This is a genomic window from Streptomyces sp. NPDC086023 (assembly GCF_044540325.1).
In the GTDB taxonomy this organism is placed as follows: Bacteria; Actinomycetota; Actinomycetes; order Streptomycetales; family Streptomycetaceae; genus Streptomyces.
Window position 1 is genome coordinate 12,077 of the sequence record NZ_JBITRX010000011.1, and the last position, 23,104, is coordinate 35,180.

Annotated in this window: 19 protein-coding genes and 3 pseudogenes; 9 read left to right on the forward strand and 13 right to left on the reverse strand. The window is 69.5% G+C overall.

The window, feature by feature from the left end; translation table 11 throughout:
• Positions 1–469 precede the first annotated feature (469 nt).
• A pseudogene (locus ACIF6F_RS21925) lies at positions 470–1,274 on the reverse strand (IS256 family transposase); the annotation flags it as partial.
• 51 nt (positions 1,275–1,325) lie between these two features.
• On the opposite strand from ACIF6F_RS21925, the gene ACIF6F_RS21930 reads away from it, so the two are divergent.
• Positions 1,326–2,635 (forward strand): IS3 family transposase gene (locus tag ACIF6F_RS21930; RefSeq protein ID WP_399949542.1). Its coding sequence is split into 2 segments (ribosomal slippage): positions 1,326–1,608 and positions 1,608–2,635, totalling 1,311 coding nucleotides; the frame shifts between segments, so codons are not numbered across the junction.
• Here ACIF6F_RS21930 and ACIF6F_RS21935 read toward each other — a convergent pair.
• The 4 genes and pseudogenes from ACIF6F_RS21935 to ACIF6F_RS21950 all read right to left on the reverse strand — a co-directional run.
• Positions 2,577–3,968, reverse strand: coding sequence for an MFS transporter (locus ACIF6F_RS21935; protein ID WP_399949028.1), 1,392 nt, complete (start codon positions 3,966–3,968; stop codon positions 2,577–2,579). The two genes, ACIF6F_RS21930 and ACIF6F_RS21935, sit on opposite strands and share 59 nt — an antisense overlap.
• Before the next feature lie 142 nt (positions 3,969–4,110).
• Entirely contained in the window at positions 4,111–4,743 is a 633-nt protein-coding gene (locus tag ACIF6F_RS21940; RefSeq protein ID WP_399949030.1) for a DUF5825 family protein, read from the reverse strand.
• Complete coding sequence (locus ACIF6F_RS21945) at positions 4,740–6,644, reverse strand: RiPP maturation radical SAM C-methyltransferase (RefSeq protein WP_399949032.1); 1,905 nt, start codon at positions 6,642–6,644, stop codon at positions 4,740–4,742. Before ACIF6F_RS21945 ends, ACIF6F_RS21940 begins: the two co-directional genes overlap by 4 nt.
• Positions 6,645–6,901: 257 nt before the next feature.
• Positions 6,902–7,259: pseudogene (locus tag ACIF6F_RS21950) on the reverse strand (hypothetical protein); the annotation flags it as partial.
• Between the two features lie 202 nt (positions 7,260–7,461).
• Between ACIF6F_RS21950 and ACIF6F_RS21955 the strand changes: the two are divergent.
• A complete protein-coding gene (locus ACIF6F_RS21955) occupies positions 7,462–8,361 on the forward strand; it encodes a hypothetical protein (RefSeq protein WP_399949034.1) in 900 nt (299 codons plus the stop codon).
• A 235-nt stretch (positions 8,362–8,596) separates the two neighbouring features.
• Here ACIF6F_RS21955 and ACIF6F_RS21960 read toward each other — a convergent pair whose 3' ends face one another.
• Positions 8,597–8,887 (reverse strand): hypothetical protein, encoded by a 291-nt coding sequence (locus ACIF6F_RS21960; protein WP_399949036.1) that lies wholly within the window; start codon positions 8,885–8,887, stop codon positions 8,597–8,599.
• Between the two features lie 130 nt (positions 8,888–9,017).
• Here ACIF6F_RS21960 and ACIF6F_RS21965 point away from each other — a divergent pair, with 130 nt between their 5' ends.
• The gene (locus ACIF6F_RS21965) at positions 9,018–9,623 is read left to right on the forward strand and encodes an SMI1/KNR4 family protein (RefSeq protein WP_399949038.1); all 606 of its coding nucleotides are present in this window, start codon (positions 9,018–9,020) and stop codon (positions 9,621–9,623) included.
• Positions 9,624–9,837: 214 nt separating this feature from the next.
• Here the strand turns inward: ACIF6F_RS21965 and ACIF6F_RS21970 are convergent, their stop codons facing one another.
• On the reverse strand, positions 9,838–10,257 hold the full coding sequence (locus ACIF6F_RS21970; RefSeq protein WP_399949040.1) for an FxLYD domain-containing protein: 420 nt from the start codon (positions 10,255–10,257) through the stop codon (positions 9,838–9,840).
• Positions 10,258–10,676: 419 nt separating this feature from the next.
• On the opposite strand from ACIF6F_RS21970, the gene ACIF6F_RS21975 reads away from it, so the two are divergent.
• The 5 genes from ACIF6F_RS21975 to ACIF6F_RS21995 all read left to right on the forward strand — a co-directional run bounded on the left by ACIF6F_RS21975 (position 10,677) and on the right by ACIF6F_RS21995 (position 15,151).
• Positions 10,677–11,153: a DUF3887 domain-containing protein gene (locus ACIF6F_RS21975; protein WP_399949042.1), complete on the forward strand. Its 477-nt coding sequence runs from the start codon at positions 10,677–10,679 to the stop codon at positions 11,151–11,153.
• A gap of 185 nt (positions 11,154–11,338) precedes the next feature.
• Positions 11,339–11,626 (forward strand): hypothetical protein, encoded by a 288-nt coding sequence (locus tag ACIF6F_RS21980; protein WP_399949044.1) that lies wholly within the window; start codon positions 11,339–11,341, stop codon positions 11,624–11,626.
• A 1,153-nt stretch (positions 11,627–12,779) separates the two neighbouring features.
• On the forward strand, positions 12,780–13,835 hold the full coding sequence (locus ACIF6F_RS21985) for a GDSL-type esterase/lipase family protein (protein ID WP_399949046.1): 1,056 nt from the start codon (positions 12,780–12,782) through the stop codon (positions 13,833–13,835).
• Between the two features lie 895 nt (positions 13,836–14,730).
• Positions 14,731–14,880, forward strand: coding sequence for a hypothetical protein (locus tag ACIF6F_RS21990; protein ID WP_399949048.1), 150 nt, complete (start codon positions 14,731–14,733; stop codon positions 14,878–14,880).
• 43 nt (positions 14,881–14,923) lie between these two features.
• Positions 14,924–15,151 carry a hypothetical protein gene (locus ACIF6F_RS21995; RefSeq protein WP_399949050.1) on the forward strand — a complete coding sequence of 76 codons (228 nt, stop codon included), beginning with the start codon at positions 14,924–14,926 and terminating at the stop codon, positions 15,149–15,151.
• Between the two features lie 85 nt (positions 15,152–15,236).
• Here ACIF6F_RS21995 and ACIF6F_RS22000 read toward each other — a convergent pair whose 3' ends face one another.
• Positions 15,237–15,899 (reverse strand): response regulator, encoded by a 663-nt coding sequence (locus tag ACIF6F_RS22000; RefSeq protein ID WP_399949052.1) that lies wholly within the window; start codon positions 15,897–15,899, stop codon positions 15,237–15,239.
• Positions 15,874–17,046, reverse strand: coding sequence for a sensor histidine kinase (locus ACIF6F_RS22005; protein WP_399949054.1), 1,173 nt, complete (start codon positions 17,044–17,046; stop codon positions 15,874–15,876). The genes ACIF6F_RS22000 and ACIF6F_RS22005 overlap by 26 nt, the downstream gene beginning before the upstream one ends.
• A 175-nt stretch (positions 17,047–17,221) precedes the next feature.
• Between ACIF6F_RS22005 and ACIF6F_RS22010 the strand changes: the two genes are divergently transcribed.
• Positions 17,222–19,501, forward strand: a complete 2,280-nt coding sequence (locus ACIF6F_RS22010; protein WP_399949056.1) for an MMPL family transporter — start codon at positions 17,222–17,224, stop codon at positions 19,499–19,501.
• A 45-nt stretch (positions 19,502–19,546) separates the two neighbouring features.
• Here ACIF6F_RS22010 and ACIF6F_RS22015 read toward each other — a convergent pair whose 3' ends face one another.
• From ACIF6F_RS22015 to ACIF6F_RS22030, 4 genes and pseudogenes are all read right to left on the reverse strand, one after another.
• Positions 19,547–19,990, reverse strand: coding sequence for a DUF2267 domain-containing protein (locus ACIF6F_RS22015; RefSeq protein ID WP_399949058.1), 444 nt, complete (start codon positions 19,988–19,990; stop codon positions 19,547–19,549).
• A 60-nt stretch (positions 19,991–20,050) separates the two neighbouring features.
• A pseudogene (locus ACIF6F_RS22020) lies at positions 20,051–20,191 on the reverse strand (DUF2267 domain-containing protein); the annotation flags it as partial.
• Between the two features lie 102 nt (positions 20,192–20,293).
• Positions 20,294–20,725: an Hsp20/alpha crystallin family protein gene (locus tag ACIF6F_RS22025; protein ID WP_399949060.1), complete on the reverse strand. Its 432-nt coding sequence runs from the start codon at positions 20,723–20,725 to the stop codon at positions 20,294–20,296.
• A gap of 180 nt (positions 20,726–20,905) precedes the next feature.
• Positions 20,906–23,053, reverse strand: coding sequence for an IPT/TIG domain-containing protein (locus tag ACIF6F_RS22030; protein ID WP_399949062.1), 2,148 nt, complete (start codon positions 23,051–23,053; stop codon positions 20,906–20,908).
• Positions 23,054–23,104 lie beyond the last annotated feature (51 nt).

Consider the following 23,104-nt stretch of genomic DNA (forward strand, 5'->3'; position numbering starts at 1 on the left):
ACCGGTCTCGGTGGTGCCGTCTTCGTTGACTACGCTGAGCACGGGCGTGCCTTCCCAGCCCGCGCTACAACACGGGCCTACTCGGTGACCTTGAGTCGATCCCCGGGAAGGTACGCCCTCCGCGTCCCACGAGGCACCCCCGCCCCGGGCCGATCCACAAGTTCCGAGCATTGCTCGTGCGACGGCACCACAGGCGACACGATCAGGCCCCTCCCCAGACGGACAACCCGAAGATCATCTCACCCTGCCTCGACAACGTGACAGTGCCGTGCTGAGTGGAATCACCACGCCAACGACGAGGGGCCCTGCCTCGTCACCACACTCACTGACCAGCCGTTTCACCCTCCAGCACAGGATGAAAGAGGTTCACTGAGTGCTACCACACCGGCGAGGGAGGTTCCCCAGGAAGAAGCCAGGTGGCGCGAGGGGGTCTGTCCAGTAAACGGTGTAACCGGTTCGGTTGCTGAGGTCAGATTCGGTTGTTGGTGAGGCGGCCGTCGAAGGCGATGTCGAAGGCCTGGAGGGCTCGCTTCCAGCGGGTGGTCCAACGTTTGCGGCCGGTGCCGGTCGGATCGAGGGACATCACCACAAGGTAGACGCACTTCAGAGCCGCGTTCTCGGAGGGGAAGCGGCCATGGGCCCGTACCGCCCGGCGGATCCTGGCGTTCACCGATTCGATCGCGTTCGTGGTGCAGACGATCCTGCAGATCTCGGCGTCGAACTGCAGGAACGGTACCAACTCGGCCCAGGCGTTCTCCCACAAGCGGACGATCGCCGGATACTTGCCGCCCCATTCCTCGCAGAACTCCAGGAACCGGCTGGTGGCGGCGTCCTCGGTCGGAGCGGTTTAGACGGGCTTCAACGCTTTGGCGATCTTGTCCCAGTCCTGCCGGCCCGCATAGCGGAACGACGTCCGCAGCAGATGGACGACGCAGGTCTGCACCACGGTCTGGGGCCAGACCTCACCGACGGCGTCGGGCAGGCCCTTCAAACCGTCGCAGACCAGCATGAGGACGTCTTCGACGCCGCGGTTCTTCAGCTCGGTCAGGACACGAAGCCAGTGCTTGGCGCCCTCGCCGCTCTCACCGCCGGCCCACAGCCCGAGGATGTCGCGGTGGCCCTCGGCCGTGACCGCGAGGGCCATGTGGATGGGCCGGTTGGCGACCTGAGCCCTCGCGGATCTTCACGTTGATGCAGTCGATGAACACGACCGGATAGACGCGGTCGAGCGGGCGGGCCTGCCATTCGGCCATGCCCTCCATCACCGAATCGGTGTGAACCGTTCCGTGTTCGATAGAGACTCGATTCCGTGAAAGGATCGAGTCATGGCACGTCCCTCCTCCTATCCCCTTGAGCTGCGTAAACGAGCGGTCCGTATGGTCGCCGAGGTCCGCGGTGACTACCCGAACGAGTCGGCAGCGATCAAGTCGGTGGCCGAGAAGCTCGGCATCGGTTCGACCGAGACCCTGCGCAAGTGGGTCCGTCAGGATCAGATCGACTCCGGCACCCGCCCCGGCGTGACCAGTGAGGAGTCCGCGCAGGTCAAGGCGATGAAGAAGGAGATCGCCGAGCTGAAGCGGGCGAACGAGATCCTGAAGGCGGCGGCGAGTTTCTTCGCGGCCGAGCTCGACCGGCCACACCTGCGCTCGTAGCGTTCATCGACGAGTACCGGGACCGCTTCGGCGGTGTCGAGCCGATCTGCAGGACGCTCACCGAACAGGACTGCAAGATCGCCCCCTCCACCTACTACGCCCACCACAAACGTCTGGAGAATCCGTCCGCCCGCACGGTGCGGGATGAGGAACTCAAGCTCCTCATCCACGACGTGTTCACGACCAACTACCGCGTCTACGGGGCGAGGAAGATCTGGCGTGAGCTGAACCGACAGGGCCACGCCGTGGCCCGCTGCACCGTCGAACGCCTGATGCGTGAGCTCGGCATCGCCGGAGCCGTCCGTGGCAGGCGCGTGATCACCACGCTGCCCGGTGGGCAGGCCGAGCGGGCCCCTGACCTGTTGGACCGTGAGTTCGTCGCCGCCGCCCCGAACCGCTGCTGGGTCGCGGACTTCACCCACGTGAAAACCTGGGCCGGCGTCGTCTACGTGGCGTTCGTCGTGGACACCTCCTCCCGCCGGGTCGTCGGCTGGTCCGCGGCCACCGTGAAGGAAACGGTCTTCGTGCTGGACGCCCTGGAGATGGCGCTCTGGCAGCGCGACCGCGACCAACACCCAGTCCAGCCGGGCGAGTTGGTCCATCACTCGGACGCCGGGTCGCAATGCACGAGTTTCCGGCTCGCCGAACACCTGGACGCTGCCGGCATCGCCGCCTCGATCGGATCGGTCGGCGACGCCTACGACAACGCCCTGATGGAGAGCACGATCGGCCTGTTCAAGACCGAGCTCATCAAGCCCCGACGGCCATGGAAGACACTGTCCGACGTCGAGCTCGCCACCGCCGAGTACGTCGACTGGTACAACCACCGACGACTCCACGGTGAGATAGGCCACGTCCCACCCGTCGAATACGAGAACAACCACTACCGAGCGACCACGAAACCCCAGGTCACAACCGTTCTTCTTACAGACCCGGCGGGGAGTCCGTCTTGGTGCTGGGAGTCTTCCGCGCGCTGCCGGTGACGAACAGTACGCACGCGGTGAGGAGGCAAGCAGTGGCGACGAGGGTGAGAGGGAGCGCGAGTTCGCTTGTGGTGGGGGTGCTGTGGCGGGGGACGGTGCTGCTGGCGAGGACCATTCCGATTCCGCCGAGGGTGGTCATGGCGGTGAGGGTGACACCGGATGCTTCGCCTGCGCGTTCGGGCCGAATGGCGGCTTGGGAGGCGATAACCGCCAGGCGGGTCGCCAGCCCGACGGTTCCGCCCGCGGTGCCCAAGAAGAGGATGTAGAGCGGGAGGGCGGGGGCGACGCTCAGGGCGAGGACGGCCAGGCCGCTGGCCGCGGTGGCCGCGGTCATGATCCTCAGGGGCGGGTGGTGTTTCAACAGGCGGCTGGCAAGAGGGCCGGCTGCGGCTCTGGCTGCTGCGGGGGCCAGGAAGACCGTTCCCGTGAGCAGAGGTGATAGCCCCAGGTTCTCCTGGAGGTAGAGGATCGAGACGAAGATGTAGACGAGTGACGCGGCGCTGGCGACCGCGCCGGTGATCGTGACGATGACGTACAGCCGGTTGCCGAAGAGGTCGATACTGACCAGTGGGTGCCTCACACGCGCCTCGACTGCGGTGAACACAACTACCAGTACGCACCCGACGACGAGAAGCCCCAGCGTCCGCAAGGATGCCCAGCCCCATGAACCGCTGCGGTCCACCGCAACGCTCATGACCGCGATCGCCGACGCAGCAAGAACCAGCCCGGGCCAGTCGATGACGACGGACCCGCGGCGGGCGGGCGCGGCAACACGGCTGGCCATGACCATCGCCACCGCCGTGATCGGCACCTTCACCAGGAACACCCAACGCCATCCGGCCCACTGAGTCAGCACACCGCCGAGGAACGGACCTACCGCGGTGCCGATACCTGCTACCGCGAACGCAAGACCGATCGCGTACCCTCGCCGCCCCTCGGGCAGCACATTCGTCAGCAGCGCGATACCCACGGGCATGATAACGGCGGCTCCCGCGCCCTGGAGGACACGGAACGCGACCAGTTCCGGTACAGAGGTCGCAACAGCGCACAGAAGAGAGGAAAGTCCGAAGATCCCCACGCCGGCCATCAGCATGTGCCGGTGGCCGAGCAGGTCCCCCAGCCGTCCGGCTGCCAGCATCAGGGCTCCGCCGGCCAGGACGTACCCGCTGATGACCCAATGCAGGCTCACCGTCGAGACACCCATGCTCCGGGCCACCTGGGGCAGAGCGAGATTGACGGCGACGAAGTCGAGCCGCACGCAGAACATGGCCAGAGAGACAGCCAGCAGCGCAAGCAGGCCCTGACCGCTCATGTGACTGCGAGCCGTCGGCATCAGCCGTGCTCCCAAGCTGGACCTGAAACCGCGAGCATGCGCGTAGTGTCGACGAGGTTCGCTGTCGCGCACATGCCTGTTCCAGCGCGAGGTGCCCTGGTCAGGGGGCCTCGCCCCGCGGGGTCCCTGCGGGGAGCTGTCGTCACCAGGCGTGTTGGGGCCGTCGGCGGTACGAGTACGGCGCGAACCACAGTTGCTTCCCGATCTGTAGCGCGAGATGGTGGCGCCCCAGCTCCTTGACAGCGGCCCGCGCTGTGAGTGAGGGGGCGGTGGCTTCACTGAGTGCCACGACCGCGGCAAGTTCGCCAGGCTGATCGAGGGTGAACAGACGTAGGTCGCCCCATCGGCGGTCTCGGATCTGGATGAAGCCCGGCCCACGAAGCCAGGCGAGCTTTCCCAGATAGTGGTCGCGTCTCCACTGGCTGAGGACAGTACTTCCTGGGGAGCCGTCAATGCTGACCGGGGGGTGGAGGTGACTGAAGAGGCGCCAGGACGCGTCTGCATCCGGCAGATGCAACCGCCACTCCACGAATACGGCGTGGGAGGTCAGGTCACGAATCAGGCCGAGGGCCGCGAAGTCCGCCGCGGCGGGGGTGGCCAAGTCGACGAGGTGATTGATCCTGACCCGGCGTGCGCCCAGCCGCCACAGACTCTCGGCTGCGGCTCCCGACGGTTGCGCGATCGTCGCCTCGCCCAAGCTCATGCCCTCGAGGAGGCAGGCTTCTGGCTCGTAGTCGCGCCACGCCGTCACCGAGATCTCCGCGGATGGCGTCATGGCGCGTCTCCCGTGGCCCGCAGGACGTCGTCCGGGAAGCGGCGCAGGCAGTTGAGGCGCGAGAGGTGCTGGTTGACTGCAACCGGAGCGACGTGAATGAACTGTCCCGCGTCGGTGAAGATGATGCCGAGCTCCTGCCATCTGCCGAGAATGCCCTGAAGTTTCGCTTCCTGGACTTGGTGGCCGGCGTCGGCAAGTCTCCGCGCAAGCCCGGTCAGGGTGCGAGGATCTTCGAGAAGACGGAACACCGCCAGTTCGAGGGCGTCACGCAGCTCCAGGGTGCGCCATACGTAGTCGGGACGGCGGTTGACCAGGACGATACGATCACCCAGATCGAGATGGCTCAAGCGACTGCCTGGGTAGGATTTCCGCCAGACCGCGAGCCCCTCGTTCAGCCTGAGGATCGTCTCAGGCCCCACCCCGTGCTGCTGAGCATCAAAGACATAGGCGAGATCGAACAGCTCTTCTTCCGACAGGTCGTAGATCAGAGAGTAGTAACCGGCGGACTTCAGGGGTGAGAAACCAAGTTCAGGCCGTGTGAAGTACGGGCTGAAGCGTTCGATGGTGATGCGCCCGGACAGGCCTGCCGGTGGTTCGAGGTGGCTCAGGACGGGGAACTGCTCCACGACATCGTCGTAGTCACGGTCCAGTTCTCCAGGGAAGCCGTGAAGGTAGTTCCAGGCGATCGCGAGTCCGGCCGACTGGCCGTCGCGCAGGATCCGGACGTTCTGGCAGCCGGTCACTCCCTTGTCCATGAGGCGGAGCACATGCGTGCTCAGGCTCTCGATCCCCGGCTGGACGAATGTCATCCCGGCGGCGGCGAGCAGCCGCAAATGCGGGGCGCGCAGGTTCGACTTGACCTCCACATGGAACCGCAGATCGTAGTTGTCCTCGATAAGTGCGGGAAGGAGAGAGGTCAGGTATGACATGTCGAGGATGTTGTCGACGATGCAGACGTCGAGGACCTTGTGCTCGCGTACTTGTGCGAGGATCTCCTGGCGGAAGACCTCGGGCCGTTTGCTCCGGAACTCCATATGCGACCCGTTCAGCCCGCAGAAGGTGCACTGGTGTTTCTCGCCCCACCAGCAGCCACGGGACCCTTCCACCGGCAACGTGGGACTGGTCCACAAGCCCGCTGTCGAAGCAGCTAGCCTGTCGAAGTACCCCGAGAAGTCAGGTGGGACCAGCGCGGAGGGCGGGGTGGGTGACATCGGTATCGGGTTTGCGACCGACCCACCCTCTTTGCGCCAGCACAGCGCAGGGATGTCGGTCCGGTCCACTGCCGTGTCGGCGAGCGATGCCAGCAGTTGAGGAAAAGCGACCTCCCCCTCACCGCGGACCACGTAGTCGACGAAGGGGAAATTGCGGTGCACAGCCGCGCCCTGTTCGGCGTCGAAGCTGGATCCACCCAGCACTGTCACGACGGCGGGAGAGATCTCCTTCACGTACCGAGCAACGGCGAGGGCCGCGGTGGTCTGCTGGAAGACCGCGGTGAGACCGAGAACGTCAGGATGGAACTCCACGATGCGCTCCGCGAGGCCGCGTACGAATTCGGGAGCGGACGTGTGCAGTGCGACCGTCTTCTCTGTGAGGGCCTCCCCCAGCTCATTCCCGAAATATTCCCGAAACTCGCGCACCCGCCATCCGGGATCCCCGTAGAGCGCCGAGGAGAACACCCAGTCGCCCACCCCGTGAAAGTACGACTCGAACGAGTAGTACTCGTAGTCGTCCGCACTGAAGGAGGTCCGCTCGGTGATCCAGTCGACATAATCGAGGTTGGCGTCGATAGTGGTGACCCGCCCCTCGGGGACTTTCGTTTCCACCACCCGCCGCATGATTCCGAGGCCGAGTGAGGGCAGGTCCACGGGTGCCCAGGGCATGTTCACGAGCAGGACGTGCATAGCCGATCACCTTCGGAGGTAGGTGCGGACAGCTCCGTAACCACCGGTACCCGCTCCGGGAGGGCGGCTCAGAAGGACCCACCCCAGGGTCCGCAGCCGGCCTGGACAGGGCGGCAGGAGCCAGGCGATGTCCCGGCCGGCGCCCGCCAGGCTATATCCCTCCGGCCAGCTGCACGGCGAAGCTGCCGCGCGCGACGAGGACGCCGCCTGCCGCGCAGCGCGGCCGCACAGCACCGCTTCCCGGCCGACACTGCGGCGTCGACTTCATCGGCGGCGTGGAAAGGGAAGATCGCCAGCACATCGGGCGTGTCCCAGACCCGCTGGTCTGGGACACTCGGCATCCGCCGGACGGGACAGCACGGCCGCCCCCCGGGGGCACCGGAGGCACTGTTTCTCCCTCGGGCTTACTGGCACTTCCAGCCCTTCTCTGCGACCGGATCGCGGACGGCCTGCCAGTCCTCCGCTGAGGCATCCGGGACACGCACGTCCGGCAGCGGCCCCATCAGGTCACGGTCGAAGAAGCACTTGACCGTCATCCCACAGCAGATCAGCCACCCCGCCATGCTGCCTCGGCTCGCCGACCCGACGCACCCCCTTTCCCTTGGCCAAAGACATGGGGGCGCGCCCCACCGGTCTCGGGGGTTGCTTTTGCCCTGCGCGGGGGATCAACTTCCCTACATGCATGGCTGGTTGGGGAATCAGAGGCCTGGGGGCTACAGCATGGCCGGTGGGGTGGATCTGGCGGCCGCCGCGGTGGACGCGGTGGCACGGGCGGCCGGCGCCGCGGTGACCGGGGCCGGCGGTGCCGTGGGCACCCATGGCCGTCGAGCTGGTGCGGGGCCGGCTGAGCGGCGTACCACAGGGGCCCGAGGCCGTGTCAGCGGTCGAGCAGGCACCGGACGACCCCGACGCCCGCACACGGCTGCGCGAGAAGCTGGCGGAGGTACTGGACGAGGACCCGGCGTTCGCCGCATACCTGGCCAGCCTGCTGGTCCCGCCCATGCCGACCGCGCCACCCACCAACATGGGCAGCATCCACATCGACCGGGGCTCCCGGGCCCGCGGCAACTTCGTCCTCGGCGACCAGGCGATCACCAAGATCCGCAAGGGCGACCCGGTGGCGATCCTGTCCCTCGTCGCGGTGGTCGTCGTGCTCGCCCTGGCGGTCTACGGGCTCTCCGGCCTGGTCGGCGACGACGGTTCGCCGTCGGCCGACTCAGGGCACAAGGTCACCGTCCTCAAGGACCCCGAGGCGGTCAAGGCGATCGCGCCCGACCTGCACAGCATGCCGGCCGGCTGGACGAGCCGGTCCGAGCCGGCGGTCAGGGACTGTGACGAGTCACCCGACAAGTGCAAGGGGGTCCTGAGCGTCGCCCAGTCCTCCTTCCGTAACCAGTTCGACCAGTCGGCCCGCTTCGGTGTGGCCGCCTGCGCGTCGGTCGCCGACGCACAGAGGGTCTACCGCGAGACGACCCAAGCGGGGAAGAGCGGGAAGCCACTGGCCATCCCGGCCCTCGGCCAGGAGTCCTCGGCCGTCGAGATCTCGGCGAGCGAAGGCCAGGCGTACGCCAGGGTGGGCACCGTCGTCGTCTACGTGGCGGAACACGGCAGCAACGACGACTACGAGGTCAAAACGCTCGAATCGCTCGCCCAGATGATCGCCACCCGAGCCCAACAGGCCCAGGACGGGGAGAAACCCGGCGCACGGGCTCAATAGCAGGCACGCCGGCACGCACCGACGGCGCGACCAGCGGCCCGACCGGCGGCGGAGCACGTCGCGGCCAGTACACCGCGTCCGGTACAGGAAGACCGATCGCCGACCAAGCCCCCAGGACAGCCCGCGAGGCGGGGGCGGGCCGGGCGGCAGGAACCCCGGCCGGGTCCGGCGGCCTGCTGGGCCAGGAGCGCGGCGACGGCCTGGTCGATGCCGATGCCCTGGCCGTGCGCGGCGGTCAGGAAGGAGGCGAAGCCGACACCGCGCTGGTCGAGGAAGGCCATCTTCGCGGCCTTGTCCGGCCAGGCCGGGAGAACAGGATCGCATCGCGCACCAGGCCCTCGGGCATCGTCGCCTTGAGCAGCTTCGCCCACCGGTCGGTCCCCGCCGCCCGTATGCGGGACTGGTTGGCCTCCACCGCCTGATAGACGGTCTTGGCCACCTGGCCCAGCTGGGGCCGGAACGTGGTCAGGTTGACGCCAGCCCTCTGCAGCACCACCATCTGCCCCGATATCAGGTCGGCTTTCATGACAGCCAGGGGCTGGAGCCCTCGGCGCGGGGCATCCCGCCGATCCGTTCCCGCCGCGGGCCGCGTCGGCCTCGACCGGTCAGAGAGCTTGCTTCCCGCACAGGCGGCACACACAGCAACGAGGAACGCCATGACCGACTACCCGGCCGCCACCATGGCGATGCTCGGCCCGGCCCAGAACCGCTACGCGGACCCCACCGCCTGGGACCGACTCCACGCACAACTCGGCATCCGGCTGCCGACCGACTACCAGACCCTCGTGGACGCATACGCTCCCATCCGTCTCAACGGACACCTGTACCTGCTCCATCCCGCGACCGGGCGATGGAATCTGGGTGAGTGGATGACGGACACGATCCGGGCCTGGAGCGACGTGCCCTGGGATGAACTCGACCTGGACGCCGACGAAGATCCTCGTGTGCTGTTCGGACTCACGGAGCTGAGCTTCGGCACCCGTACCGGACTGTGGCCGGTCGCCAGCACCGACCGAGGCGAGACGATCTTCCTCATGGCCGCAGGCGACAGAGCCCCTTGGTTCCTGGTCGACGACGGTGAAGGCGGCTGGGCATGGTACTACATGAGCTTCGCCGAGTGGCTCTACCGCTATCTCATCGGTGAGGACATGGCCGGCCCCAACACCTCCGCCTTCTACCCCGGCCCCGTACAGCTGTGCCGACTTCCGATGACCGCCGACGAACGGCCGGAACCGTGGAGCGGGCCGGACCGCGGCATGTAAGCCTTCCGCCAGACAGCCACAGGCGACCACCAGAATGCCCGGAGAACGAAACGAGACGACCTCTACAGTAAGCCCCCTCCCCCGGGCCCGCGCTTACGCGGGGGCAGGCGCAGGCTCGCCATGCTGTCGGCAGTGCGCAGGGGCGGGCCGGGCTAAAGCTGCGCATCGTTTCCGCCAGGGCAGGACAGGCATGGGTCCGCGCGGCGCCCCACCCTCACGAGGCGAAGCGCGTGACGTCGGTGATCCGGCAGGTGATCTTGACGGTGATCGGGTCGAGCCCCTGGGCCGTGGCCTTGGCCCGCTGGCCGGAGGCCAGGTCGGAAACGCTGGCGAAAGCGTCTCCCAGGCGAGTGCCGGAGGAGTCAAAGAACTCGACCTGCACCCAGTAGGTGCTTGTCTTGCTCGACCTGTTGGTGACCAGCAGGTCCGCTTCGGCCCAGTCGGTCATGCTGCTCACCGTGCACCGCGTGATCTCCACGTCGCCTCTCGGGCCGGGCACAGTGTCCTGCGGCCGCCCCGACGGCGTTCCGGCCGAGTCCGGGCCACGGTCCCGTCCGGCAGTGGCGAACAGCACGACCAGCCCCACAACCAGGACGACGAGGGCGCCGATCACCGCGAGCACGATCACCAGCACGCGGCCTCCACCCCCGCCTGACGGTGAGCCTGCCAGGGGCTGGGGGCCAACCTGAGTCCGTCGGGGGGCCGCCGGGGCGGGGACCCCAGCCCTGCGGCTGCTCACCCGGAGGCGGATACGGATCCGACATTCACGCCTCCTCACGGGTCGCGCGCAGGGGGGATCGCCCCACTGGTGGAACACCAACACCTCCAGCGTCATCCCCCGCCCGCCACACCGCACCCTCACCCCCGCGGCCTCAGCCGGGAGCCCGGCTCCACCGGCTCCACACGACGGCCATCCGTGCCGTGTACCGGCCCGCCTGAGGGAGTCGGCAGCGTACCCGCGGCACGTGCACGGTGAGGCCTGCGCTTCGGGTGCGCCGCGGCGGGTGACGGAGCAAGGTGGTAGTCGAGACTGCCCGAGCTCAGGAGGTGGGGATGACTGACACAGGCAGGACGCCGGGCGGGCGAGGGCGGATGCGGCGGACGGCAGCCGTGGCGTTGGCTGCCTGTGTCCTGCTGTCCGTCGACGGGTGGACGGCCGCAGCCGCCCCGGGCCGATCGGCCGTCGCCGCTGCCGTCTCGCCGGCCCCGGCTCCCTACGAACGGATCGCCCTCCAGACGCTCGAGGACATCGTGGACGGCGACTTCGAAGCGGCCACCGCCCGCTTCGACGCCACGCTGCGTGCTGTCCTGTCTCCCGACGCGCTCGCCGAGGCCTGGGACAGCTGCCAGGAGACCTTCGGCCGCTACCAGTCACACGGGAAGCCCACGCGTTTCGCCTCGGGCGAGCTGTCAGTGGTCGACACACCACTGCGCATGGAGGACCGGCCCGCGACATTCCGCCTGAGTTTCCACAAGGACGGGAGCATCGCGGGGCTGTGGTTCCTCGACCCCGGCGTACCCGTCCCCTGATATCCGGCACCCACCGCGGCGTCGTCCCTTGCACGCTCGGCCGACACCGGCCAGTCCGAGCGGCCGCGCGCGGACGCCGAGGCCGGCGGCCACCTCGCCGTCCTCAGGAGGGCAACCCGGTGAGCCTCGGCGTTCGGCGGGCGCGGCTGGGCATGACGGAGGGACGGCGGTCTTAGACTTCCGCGGTGGCGATCGAACTGACCGACGAATTGATCAAGATCCAGATGCTGTCCGACGAGGCTCATGCAGAGGCCCGGCGTATCGCCGCCGAGCACGGCACCACCTCCCAGGGCTTGAGCGATGAGCAGCGCGCGGCGTGGGATGCCGCCCTGTCGACGTGGCGGGAGCGTGCCGACGAGGCCCAGAGTGCGATCACCGCGCATGCCGCCGCGATCGGGGAGCCGCGCAACAAGGTCGAGGCCGCGGTGAAGAAGGCCGTACGTCACCCCGAACCGGAGCCCGTCGAGGCCTGAGCCGGACGCACGCCCGGAGCATGCTGCTCGGGGGCTCATGCGTGTACACGGTCTCCGATGTAACACCTCGACGTCGAAGCGCGCCGGGAAAATGGTGCGTGCCGGCCGGTTTCACGCGCTCCGGGACGGAGTGCGCTGGTCTTCTGTGCCGTCGCCTTCCTGGCGGCGGGCTTCCGCGTGGTGGTCCTCTTCGCCTTGCCGGTGGGTAGGTCGTGGACGGTGGCGGGCTCTTCCTCTTCGCGGGCGGCGCGGGCGTCGGCGACGGACTGCTGGACCATGGCCATCTCGAGCGCCTTCGCCGTCGGCAGCGGCTGGATGTGGCCGATCTCCTCCGCTGACAGCTCCCGTCCGTCGAGCTCGCAGGCTTTGCGGGTGCGGACCCGGCGTCGTACGTGTAGCTGCGGCGGACCAGAGGCGGCGGGTTGCGGCGGTCGGGGGCGGCACGTCGGACGTGCGCGTCGAGGGGACGTTTGCGACGTCTTTCGGTTGGCCTCCTGCGTGGCCCGCAGGGCGGCCGCAGTAGGTAAGGACTCCGTAAGGTCGGCTCTCCGCGGTAGAGGCCGGCGCGGCCGGTAGCTGCACCGGTGGTGAACGGCGGCCCCTGCCATCTGGCGGGAAGCACGGGCAGTTGCAGGGCCGCGGACCATGGGAGACGGCGAAGGGGGCGGCCATGGCGTGGCCGAGGACCATGAGAACAGCGGTGCCGGCCTTGGTGGCCGCGCTGCTCGTATGGATATGCGCGACGCTGCCCACAGCCCGCGCAGCGGACCGGCCGGTGACCTTCTGCGTTCTCCGACGCTGCGCAGGACTGTGCCGGCCTGCCGGCCCGCTTCGACTACGAGCACTTCAGCACGGTGCAGACCGAGCAGGGCGCGCAGGACAACCGCATGGCCAACCGGGATGACTTCCAACGGTTCAACGATCACCTTGCCCGGTGCGAGGAAGAGATGGAGCGGCAAGCCGCCGTTGCGGGGGCGGGGGAGGTGGTGACCGCGTTGCTGGACTGCGCCCGCGAAGGGAACGAGGACGGGCCCGCGAACACCGGCTCGGACGGTGCGGGCGGAAACGCCACCCAGCCCGACCCCGATACCGACGGCCGGTTTCCCGGTCAGAACACCCAGTCCGGAGACTGGCCATCGGTTCCGGCCTCGGCGTGGGCGCGATCAAGGATGAGCTGGAAAAGCGGGGCCTGCCCCAGCTCCCCGCGGCAGCCGGCACCACCGACGTACGAATGCTCCCCCTGGGAGACTCCACCACCTACGGTGTCGGCGCGCAGGGCGGCTCAAGCTACAGGGGCCGGGTCTGGGACTTCCTCGCACACGATCTGCGCTCCTTGGACTTCGTCGGCACGGTGAAGTCGGGCACCGGCCCTGACCGAGACCACGAAGGGCACAAGGGTTGGAGCATCGGCCAGATCGACGCCATCGCCGACTGCACCGTGGCCAGGTACCGGCCGAACGTGGTCACCCTGCACATCGGCACCAACGACATGAACGGCAACGCAGATGTAGACCGGGCACCCGCACGGCTGCGCACGCTGATCGGCAAGATCGTCAGTGCCGCCCCGGAGACCACCGTCCTGGTCGCCACTCTCGTGCCGTCCTCCACCCATGAGGTCAACGAGCGGATCAAGCGGTACAAAGCCGCAATCCCCGCCGTCGTCAACGGCTTCCGGGCCGCCGGTGACCATGTGCGGCTGGTGGACATGAACGCCCTCACACCCGAAGACCTCAACGACTGGCTGCACCCCAAGGCCATCGGCTACGAGAAGATGGCCAACGCCTTCTACAGGGGAATCCACCAGGCCATCAGCGATGGCTGGATAGCCCGCCCGCGTCCGCAGGACCCGTCCCCGTGCGCTACGCAGCGCCCGGCCACGGATGACGGCTGGGACTGGAAGGGCACCGTCGCCTCCGGGGTCGGCGCCCCCCGATCCGACCTGCGGTGGGCCGATCTCAATGGCGATGGCGGGGACGACTACCTCGTCATCGACGGCCAAGGCCGCACCCGGGCCTGGCTGAACAACGGCCCCGCCGAAGGTGGAGGCTGGGCCTGGCAGTGGACCGGTGAAGTTGCCTCCGGGGTCGGTGCCCCTCACAACAACGTCGACTTCGCCGACCTCGACGGAGGTCAGCGCGGCGACTACCTGGTGGTCAGGGACAACGGGCCGGCCACCGGCTGGCTGAACAACCGGCTCCCCCGCGGCTGACACCGGGCGCCCATGCCGCGCCCCCTGCCGCGGTGTGACCGGACCCGGCAGGGGGCGCGGTTGTCGACATCCCGGGGTAGGTGCCATGCGGCGGACCGCGCCACCGGGTTGCGCTCCAGCAGTGGTGTCCGACGGCGCGCCCTACCCCACGGAATCGCCCCCCTTCGGCGCCGCCGCCCCCACCCCGCCTCAGTACCGGGACGCCGAGGACGCCATCCGTCGCCGCGTGTCACCGATTCTTGAGCATCGGGCCCCGGGTCGGGGTGCGGGCTGCTGCCCCTCTGCGCAAGGTCGGGGAGACGGACAGTCGCGTCAGTCGTGCTGAGCTTTCAGGCGCTGTGGTTCCAGACGGAATCGAAGCGGGAGACCGTGACCCCGGTGGTGCCGCGGTTGTCGGCGCCGGGGTGGACGGGCAGCGCGAAGCGGCCGGAGGCGGGCAGCCCACGGACCGACCCTCTGCCGTCGTCCTTGCGGACGGTGCCGGACCCTGTCCGCCGGCCCTGGGGGTCGCCAATTCGGCGGCGGGATCGGCGGGAAAGGTGGAGCCGGTGAGCCCGAAGGCGGCGTCGTCGCCCTTGGCCGCCGTGAAACGGACCTCGGCGGAGTTGCCGGGAGAGGGCACCGGAACGGCGGCGGGGGTGGTGGCCATGATGAGGTGCTGTCGGTGGACTCGACCTCGTCGTTGTCGTCGTACGAGACGGTGAACGGCGTGTCGGTGGCCGCGCGGCCGTCCGGTGTGCCGAGGGCGACGAGACCCGTGGTGGCACCCGGCGGCTTCACGGCGAGGGACGCCCTCACCGCTCGTCCTACGGCCACGGGCACGCCCGCCAGCAGATCGGCTACGGTCCGACCTGACGGGGCTCAGCAAGCGCGGGTTCAGACCACGGGGGGACACATGCCGATACGCCCGCGCAAGCGCGCCTGGATCTGGGCAGCACTCGTGGCCGGTGTCCTCGCGCTGATCGGCGTCGTCACGACCGGCGCGAGCGAAGAGCAGACCCCTGACACCGCGGTGCTCCGAGAAGCTCACGACACCATCGTTTGAAGCCACCATCCCCGCGTTGTATCCCCTGGGCAACACCGTCCACATGTCCGTCCCCGGTCGCGGAGCCCTGCTCGCGCCGGGCAACCGCCCAGGGGTCCGCTACTGCGACTACGGCTACCAGACCACCATCGACATCTGGTGCCCGGCCGACGGGCAGGGCGTCCTCCGGGCACGAATCACCGGCACCCCGGGGCAACGCAGTCAGGTCGCCACCATCGTCGGCGGCGAAGACGAGAAGGTACCCGTCTTCGCCGGAATCGAGGAGCCCTGACACCCACCGTCCCGACGGCCTCCGACGCACTCCACCGCGGCGGTCTTTGTGTCGGGCACTTTTGGGACGGAGCCCGGCCTCCGGCTCAGGTTCCGGGGAGGATACGGCGCGTTTCGTAGGCCCACATCGCGATCTCGACACGGTTGCGGGCGCCGAGTTTGGCCATCAGGCTGGCCAGATGTGTCTTCACCGTGCTGAGGCTGATGTGCAGCACATCGGCGATCTCGGTGTTGGTCAGTCCGCGGGCGACGGCCAGGAGCACCTGCTCCTCGCGGGCGGTGACCGGGGAGACCGGCTGGGCCACGGGCCGGCCGGCGGGCAGGTCCGCGAATGCCTGGAGCAGACGGACGGTGACGCTGGGGGCGATGAGCGCCTCGCCGTCGGACGCCGACCGTACGGCCTGCGCCAGAAGGTCCGGTCCGGTGTCCTTGAGGAGGAATCCGCGGGCGCCGGCGCGCAGTGAGCCGTAGACGTACTCGTCGAGGTCGAACGTGGTGATGACGACCACGGCCAGTGGGTCGGCGACGCCGGGACCGGCGACCAGCCGGGTGGCTTCGAGCCCGTCGAGTACGGGCATGCGGATGTCGAACAGGCAGACGTCGGGGCGTAGTTCGCGGGCCAGACGTACCGCTTCCCGTCCGTCGGCGGCCTCGCCGACCACCTCGATGCCGGGCTGGGCGTTCAGCATGATCCGCAACCCGGTGCGGATGATCGTCTGGTCGTCAGCGACGAGGACGCGGATGGGCACCGCTCTCGGTCCTCCCCCTGGGCAGCTCGGCTTCGACGTGCCAGCCCTGGTCGGGGCCGGGACCAGCTCGTAGTCTGCCGCCGAGCAGGGCCGCACGCTCGCGCAGTCCGGTAAGTCCGTATCCGTCGCGACCCCGGCCGGTGCGCCGGCCGTTGTCGCGCACGCTCACCCGGACCGTGTGCCGTTCGGCGGCGACCCGGACGACGAGCTCGGTCGCGTCCACCGCATGGCGCATCGCGTTGGTCACCGACTCCTGCACGATCCGGTAGACGGCCGCGTCCACGGGCGGGGGCAGGGTGTCCAGTTCGCCGTCGAGCCCCAGGGCGACCTTGACGCGACCACCCGGGGTGCGCACCAGGCGCTCCAGATCCGCGACTCCGGCGGGCGGCGCCAGCTCGGCGCCGACGCCACGGTCGCGCAGCGCGGCGACCATGGCGCGCATTTCCTCCAGCGTGCGCGCCCCTTCCTCCTCGACCCGCTCCAGTGCCTCGACGGCGGCGGACGGATCGGTGCCCGCGAGCACCCGGCCCGCCTGGGCGATGATCACCATGGCCGACACGTGGTGGGCCACCGTGTCGTGGAGTTCCCGGGCGAGCTGCTCGCGCTCGCGGGAGCGCACCTGGTCCAACTGCCGCTCGCGAGCGGTCACCCGGAACCGCACGGCAGCCCCGACCACGCCGGGCAGCATCAGGAAGACGAGGCCCACGACCTTCTCGACGACCGGGGTGTCGTCCGTCACGACGCACAGGGCGCCGGCCGCGAGGATCACCGCACCGCCCAGCACGACTTCGCGTCCCGATCCCCACCTGGGCAGCGCGTACACCAGCACGAGCACGACCGTCCCGGTGTACAGGCCGACGGACTCGCGGGGCGCGGCGACGAGCGAGGCCAACGGAAGCAGGACCACCGAGCCGAACGCCAGCGTCACCATCGCCAGCGGGCGGGTCCGGCGCCACATGGGCAGCAGGCACAGCCATGCTCCGAGCACCACCGCCACCGGCCGCCACACGACGTTCTCGCGCAGGGTGGCCTCCAGCACCACGCCGCCCAGACCCGCGGCGAGCAGCACCCAGTCCCGCCACACGCGGGCGGGCGCGTCGGGCGGCCGGGGTTCGGTCCACAGGGTTCGCAGGTCGTCTCGTAGCACGGTTCCCAGCCTAGGCACCGCGCCGTGCCGCGCATCGGCCGAAAGGACGGGGCGTCAATCCGCCCCGGGGCCTACGGATCAGCGGCCCGGGAGCCGATGCCGCGGAGCGCCGTGGCGACGAACCTCGGCATCGGCGGCCGTACAAGGACGGCCGACGAGGTGGTTGGAGGACCCGATGCTCTCGAAAGCCCTGTTGCGCCTGGGCGCAAGCGCCGCCCGCCATCCCTGGCGGGTGATCGCGGCATGGCTGGTCGCCGCCACGCTTGCCGTCCTGGCCGCGATCGCCTTCGGCGGGCGGACCGCGGACTCGATGACCGCTCCGGGGCTGGACTCCCAACGGGCCGCGGAACTGATCGAGCGGGCCGGCACCGGCCAGGAGGGGATGACCGCCCAAGTGGTCGTCACCCCCCTTGACGGCGGTACGACGTTCCTCGACCCCGGCAGCGCGCGCACCGCTCTCGCGCGGCTGCAGACCGAGGTGAAGCGGCTGCCGCACGTGCTCGGCACGAGCGACCCGGCGGGGGCGCTCGACGCACGCGGGGACACCGCCGTGCGCGGCGGCCTCGTCTCGGCCGACGGGCGGATCGCAGTCGTCCGGGTGCAGTATCCCGACCAGAGCCGGCTGTCGGCCGACGACCTCGACGCCCTCGTCGGTCTCGGCGACCGGCTGCGCGCCGAGTTGCCCCTGCGCATCGAGATGGGCGGCAGCCTCTTCTACGCCTTCTCCGACCCCAACGGCGGTGCGAGCGAGCTGATCGGCATCCTCGCGGCGGCCGCGATCCTGTTCCTGGCCTTCGGTTCGCTCGTCGCCGCCGCGCTGCCGATCGGCATGGCGGTCTTCGGACTGACCATCGGGGTCGCCACGATGACGCTCCTGGCGGGGGTGACGGACGTCCCCACCTTCGCCCCCGTCCTGGGCAGCATGGTCGGGCTCGGTGTGGGCATCGACTACGCGCTGTTCGTGCTCGCCAGGCACCGGGAGCATCTCGCGGGCGGGCTCGAACCCCACGAGGCGGCGGGGCGTGCGGTGGCAACGGCGGGGAGGCCCGTGGTCTTCGCCGGCGGCGTCGTCGTCGTGTCGATCCTCGGCCTGGCGGTCGCGAACGTGCCCTTCATGACGGTGGGCGGGCTCGCCGTCTCGATCGTCGTTCTGACCATGGTGGCCGCGTCGGTGACGCTGCTGCCGGCCTTCCTCGGCGCCGCCGGCCCACGCCTGGCCCGGGCCGGCCGGATCGGCCGGGCCCTGCAGACCGCGAAGCCGGGCCGACCCGCACGGCGGCGGGACACGGCGGCGGGTGCCGCTCCCGCCGCAGGTTGGCGGCGCTGGATCGGGCACGTCAGCCGGCACCCGGTGCCGTACGCGATCGGCGCGGCGGGGCTGCTGCTGACCGCGACGCTGCCCGTGCTCGGCCTGCGCGTGGGCCTGCCCGACGACGGCTCGCTGCCTCACAGCCGTACGGAGCGCCGCGCGTACGACCTCGTCGCCGAGGGGTTCGGGCCGGGCACCAACGGTCCCCTCGTCATCGCCGCGGACCCCGCCGGTGATCCGGGGGTGCTGGACCGAATCGTCGGGGCGGTCGCGGCGGATCCGGGCATCGCATCCGTCGCACCGACGCACATCGATCGGGCCACCGGCATCGCGACCGTCGTGGTGTTCCCGACCACCAGCCCTCAGGACAAGGCCACGACCGACACCATCGCCCGGCTGCGTACCGACGTGCTGCCCACGGCGATCGGGCACGGCCCGGCCAGGGCCCACGTCGGCGGCGCCGCCGCGATCCTGTCGGATGTCGGCCGACGCACCAGCCAACGCCTTCCGGTGCTCGTCGCCGCCGTACTGGCGATGTCGTTCCTGCTGCTGATGCTGGTCTTCCGCTCGGTACTCGTACCGCTCAAGGCGGTTCTGCTGAACCTGCTGAGCATCGGCGCGGCCTACGGCGTCATGGTCGCCGTCTTCCAGTGGGGCTGGGGAGGCGCACTCATCGGGCTGGAAGCGACGGTTCCGATCGTGTCGTTCATCCCGATGTTCCTCTTCGCCATCCTGTTCGGCCTGTCGATGGACTACGAGGTGTTCCTCCTCTCCCGCGTACGCGAGGAGTACCTGCGCTCAGGCGACAACGGCACGGCGATCGTCGAGGGCATCTCGGGCACCGCCCGGATCATCACCTCGGCCGCCCTGATCATGGTGGCGGTCTTCCTGTCCTTCGCCGTCGCAGAGGACCCCTCCAGCAAGATGTTCGGGCTCGGCCTGGCCACCGCGATCTTCATCGACGCCACGGTCGTACGCATGGTGCTGGTACCGGCGGCCATGACGCTCCTCGGACGGACCAACTGGTGGCTGCCGAAGTGGCTGGACCGGATGCTTCCCGGCGGTCCGGTCGGCGCCGACGACACCGACGGCGCCGACGCGGAATCCACGGGTGAGGCCCAGCGTCCACGGCTGGTCGACCGCTGACTCGACTCCTGCCCGCCCCTCTTCGCGCCCGAAGGACACGGTCCGCTATGCGGCGGGGTTCAGTTCGGCCTGGCCGAACAGCAGGGCGTAGCCGGTGGGAAGCTGGTGGAGGATGCGGGCCATGAGGTCGGGGCCGGCGTGGGCGGCGACAGCCGCGAAGACGGAGCCGGTGTCCCATCGGGTGGTGGCCAGGGAGGCGCCGGAGCGGGCGGCGAGGTCCTTGACGAAGGCCCATCCCGTCAGCGGTCGGGTATCGGGGATCTGCGCAGTCAGGACGCGTGCGGCCTCCAGGGGCAGGCAGGCGGCCAGGTCGACGCGTTCGTCGCCGGTCAGCTGCCGTCCCAGCCCTGCCAGGACCAGGCGGACGGCCTCGTCGGCCCTTTCGCGGGTGGGGTAGGCGCCTTCGTAGCGGACCTTCTCCAGCATCCGCCCGTACGCCGTCTCGGACGGCTGCCGGTGCTCAAGCGGTACGCGCACGTCGGTGATCACTGCGGTGCATGCCTTTCTTGCGAGCCAGGGTGGGGTGGTGCCGGTGTGAGGCACCGGTGGTCAGGTGGGCTGGTGCCGGCCGAAGAGAAGGTCGTAGACCGCGGGGAGCCGGAGCAGGATCTGCCGCAGCAGGTCCTCGCCTGCGGCGTCGGCGACCGTGGTCAGCACGACGCTGACGTCCCGGGTCGCGGTCTGCTCGGTCTCAGCCGGCATCCCTTCCTGTACGTCGGCCTTGCCCAGGGGGTGCGGAGGGCGGGTGAGGGGGAGATCAGGTGCCCGTCCTCCGCACCTGTCCGGCCGGTGTCAGCCGGCGATCTCCTTGTGGCCGGTCCCGACGCCGATGGAGACCTTGCGGGGCTTGGCGCGCTCGGCGATCGGGATGCGCAGGGTGAGCACGCCCGCGTCGTAGTCGGCCTTGATGTGCTCGGTGTCGAGCGTGTCGGCGAGCACGATCTGGCGGGAGAAGACGCCCAGCGGCCGCTCGGACAGTTCCATCTGCACGTCGTCGGCCTTCGCCGCCGGCCGGCGCTCGGCCTTGACCGTGAGCATGTTCCGCTCGACGTCGATGTCGATCGCGTCCGCCGTGACACCGGGAAGGTCGAAGGACACCACGTACTCGTCGCCCTCGCGGTAGGCGTCCATCGGCATCGCCGACGGCCTCGACCAGGTGCCCGGACCCGTCAGCTGCTGCGCCAGCCGGTCCAGCTCGCGGAAGGGGTCAGTCCGCATCAACATCGTGAAAACACCTCCAGCAGAGTCAGGCAGTTGCTGCCCATGCGCCTCACTGGCACCGTTGTAACACGTCATCCGATGGATGACAAGGATAATGTCGTCCATCTGATGACCATCGTGTGCGGGCGGGGGAGGCAGCAGGCCCAGGTCGTCGACCTGGGCCTGCTGGTGGGGCGGGCGGGCTCAGCGGAGGGTGAAGGGTGCGACGTGGGTGGTGGTGTCAGCGCCGCTGATGGTGAACTGCAGGTTGTAGCTGCCGCCCGGCAGGTCCCGGGTGGGGACGTTGACGATGTAGCCGCGCAGGCCTGCGTCGTAGCGGAAGGGGGTGGTGAAGGGACGGATGGCCGGCCCGACGATCTGGCTGGGGGTCAGCGTGATGGCCGGGCTGGAGAGGTTGTTGCCGTTGGCGTCGCAGATCCGCAGGCGGATCGGCATGGTGCTCTGGCCGCCTCGGGGCGGCTGGGTGGGGTCGTACAGGAGGCAGATCCGGTACGCGACGGTGTAGGTGACGCTTCGGCTGGAGGGGTTGGTGGCGTTGTCGGTGGCGGTGAACGTCACCGTGGTGGTGCCCTCGGCCGTGACCGGGACGGCGGCGACGGCGCCGGAGGCGTCGGTGGAGGGGATCGCCTGGGCGCCGGCGGCGCTGTAGGTGATCTTCTGGACGCCGGAGCCGCAGGAGTCGTCGGCGGTGATGTTGACGATGGTCGGGCTGGTGGTGTTCCAGCCGGCGCCGTTCGCGGCCGGTGACAGGCTCGCGCCGGCGGTCGGCGCGGCGGTGTCGGCATCGTAGGTGTACCGGTCAGCGGCGGTGACGGGGCTGGTGCCGTTGGGGGTGGTCACGGTGACGTCGACCGTGCCCGCCGGCTGCGGCGGCACGGCGGCGGTGAGGGAGTTGGGGCCGGTCACGCTGACGCTGGGCGAGGTGGCGGTGCCGAACTTGACGCTGGTGCCGCTGGTGGGGAACTCCGTGCCGGTCACGGTCACGGTGTTGGTGCACGTGGAGCGTTCGGGGCCGCGGTTGGGGATGACGCCGGTGACGGTGGGCGGGGAGAGCGTGACGCGGTCCATGGCGGTGCCCCAGGGGCCGCCGAAGGGGGTGCCGCCGGTGCTCAGGCCGCCGATCTGCTGGACCGTCCAGACGTCCTTGGGGTTGGCCGGGTCGCGGGCGATGCCCGAGTAGTCGCCCCAGCGGCGGTTGGCGGGCTTGGACGCGGTGTCGCAGGCGCAGGTGTAGGCCTGGTCCCCCGCGGCGTAGAAGTCGCCGGAGAGGACGGCGGGGAAGTTGCCCTGGGGGACGCCGATGGCGACGCCGCCGGCGAAGATGCCGGTGAAGGAGGCGGTGAAGCCGGCGAACAGGTCGTTCTCGTCGTTCAGCGCCACCGAACCGTAGTAGATGTGTCCGCCGTTCAGGCCGAGGTTGTGGTTGGTGGCAAGCGTCCGGCCGCCGCCTGCGGTGTTGATCTGGATGAAGCGCTGGCAGGCGCGGGTGACGGTGTCACCGGGCGGGATGCACGCGACGTTGAAAACGCCCCACAGGTGGTCGTTCTGCCAGGCCACCGACAGCATCCGGTCGTCGTTGGTCTCGATGATCGAGTCGCCGCCCGAGGGCTGCTCGGCGTCCGGCGGGGTGTCCGCGGTGCCGATCGCGATGGTGGTCTCGCTCTGGTTGACCGGGCTCACCCCGGGCACGCCGGTGATCGTCAGGACCTGCACGTCGGTGCTGTTGGTGTCGTGCGACATGGTGAGCTGGTCGTTGACGGACGACAGCGAGGTGGCCGGCACGACCTGGAACTGGTTGGCGTCCTGTGCGAAGGTCGCGAAGGTGATCGTGCCCTGCGCCAGCAGCTCGGCCTTGTTGACCACCACCGTCTCCACGCCCAGGAACGGGCGGTCGGTCATGCTGTTGTCGTAGTTGTTCCAGCTCAGCGTCACCTTGTCGTTGGTGTAGCCGAGCTTGGGCTGGTCCTGCAGGACGTTGGAGGTGTTGCTTCCGACGTTGTAGCGGGTCCAGGTCCCGTTCGGGTCGCCGTCGTCGCTGACCGCGAGCTGGATCTCGTCCCCACCCGAGCGGTTCGCCTCGTAGCAGGCGTAGAAGCGCCCCGCCGCGGCGTCGTAGTGCACACGCGGGTCCGTGCCGGTGCCGGCGGTGAACCCGAAGAACGCACCGAGGTCGAACGGCGAGCCGATCGCGTTGCCGGCCTTGTCGTAGATCTGCCCGCTGATGTTGATCATCTGGATGATGTAGTCCGGCCCGACCGCCAGCTGCGTGTCGGACGGCGCCCGGCTGTTGACGTTGCCCAGCGTCGGGAACGCCGTCAGACGCTCCAGCACCGCCGACGCCGGCACCGCCCTCGGCGCGGCCGGCGGGACCCCGGTCCCGGA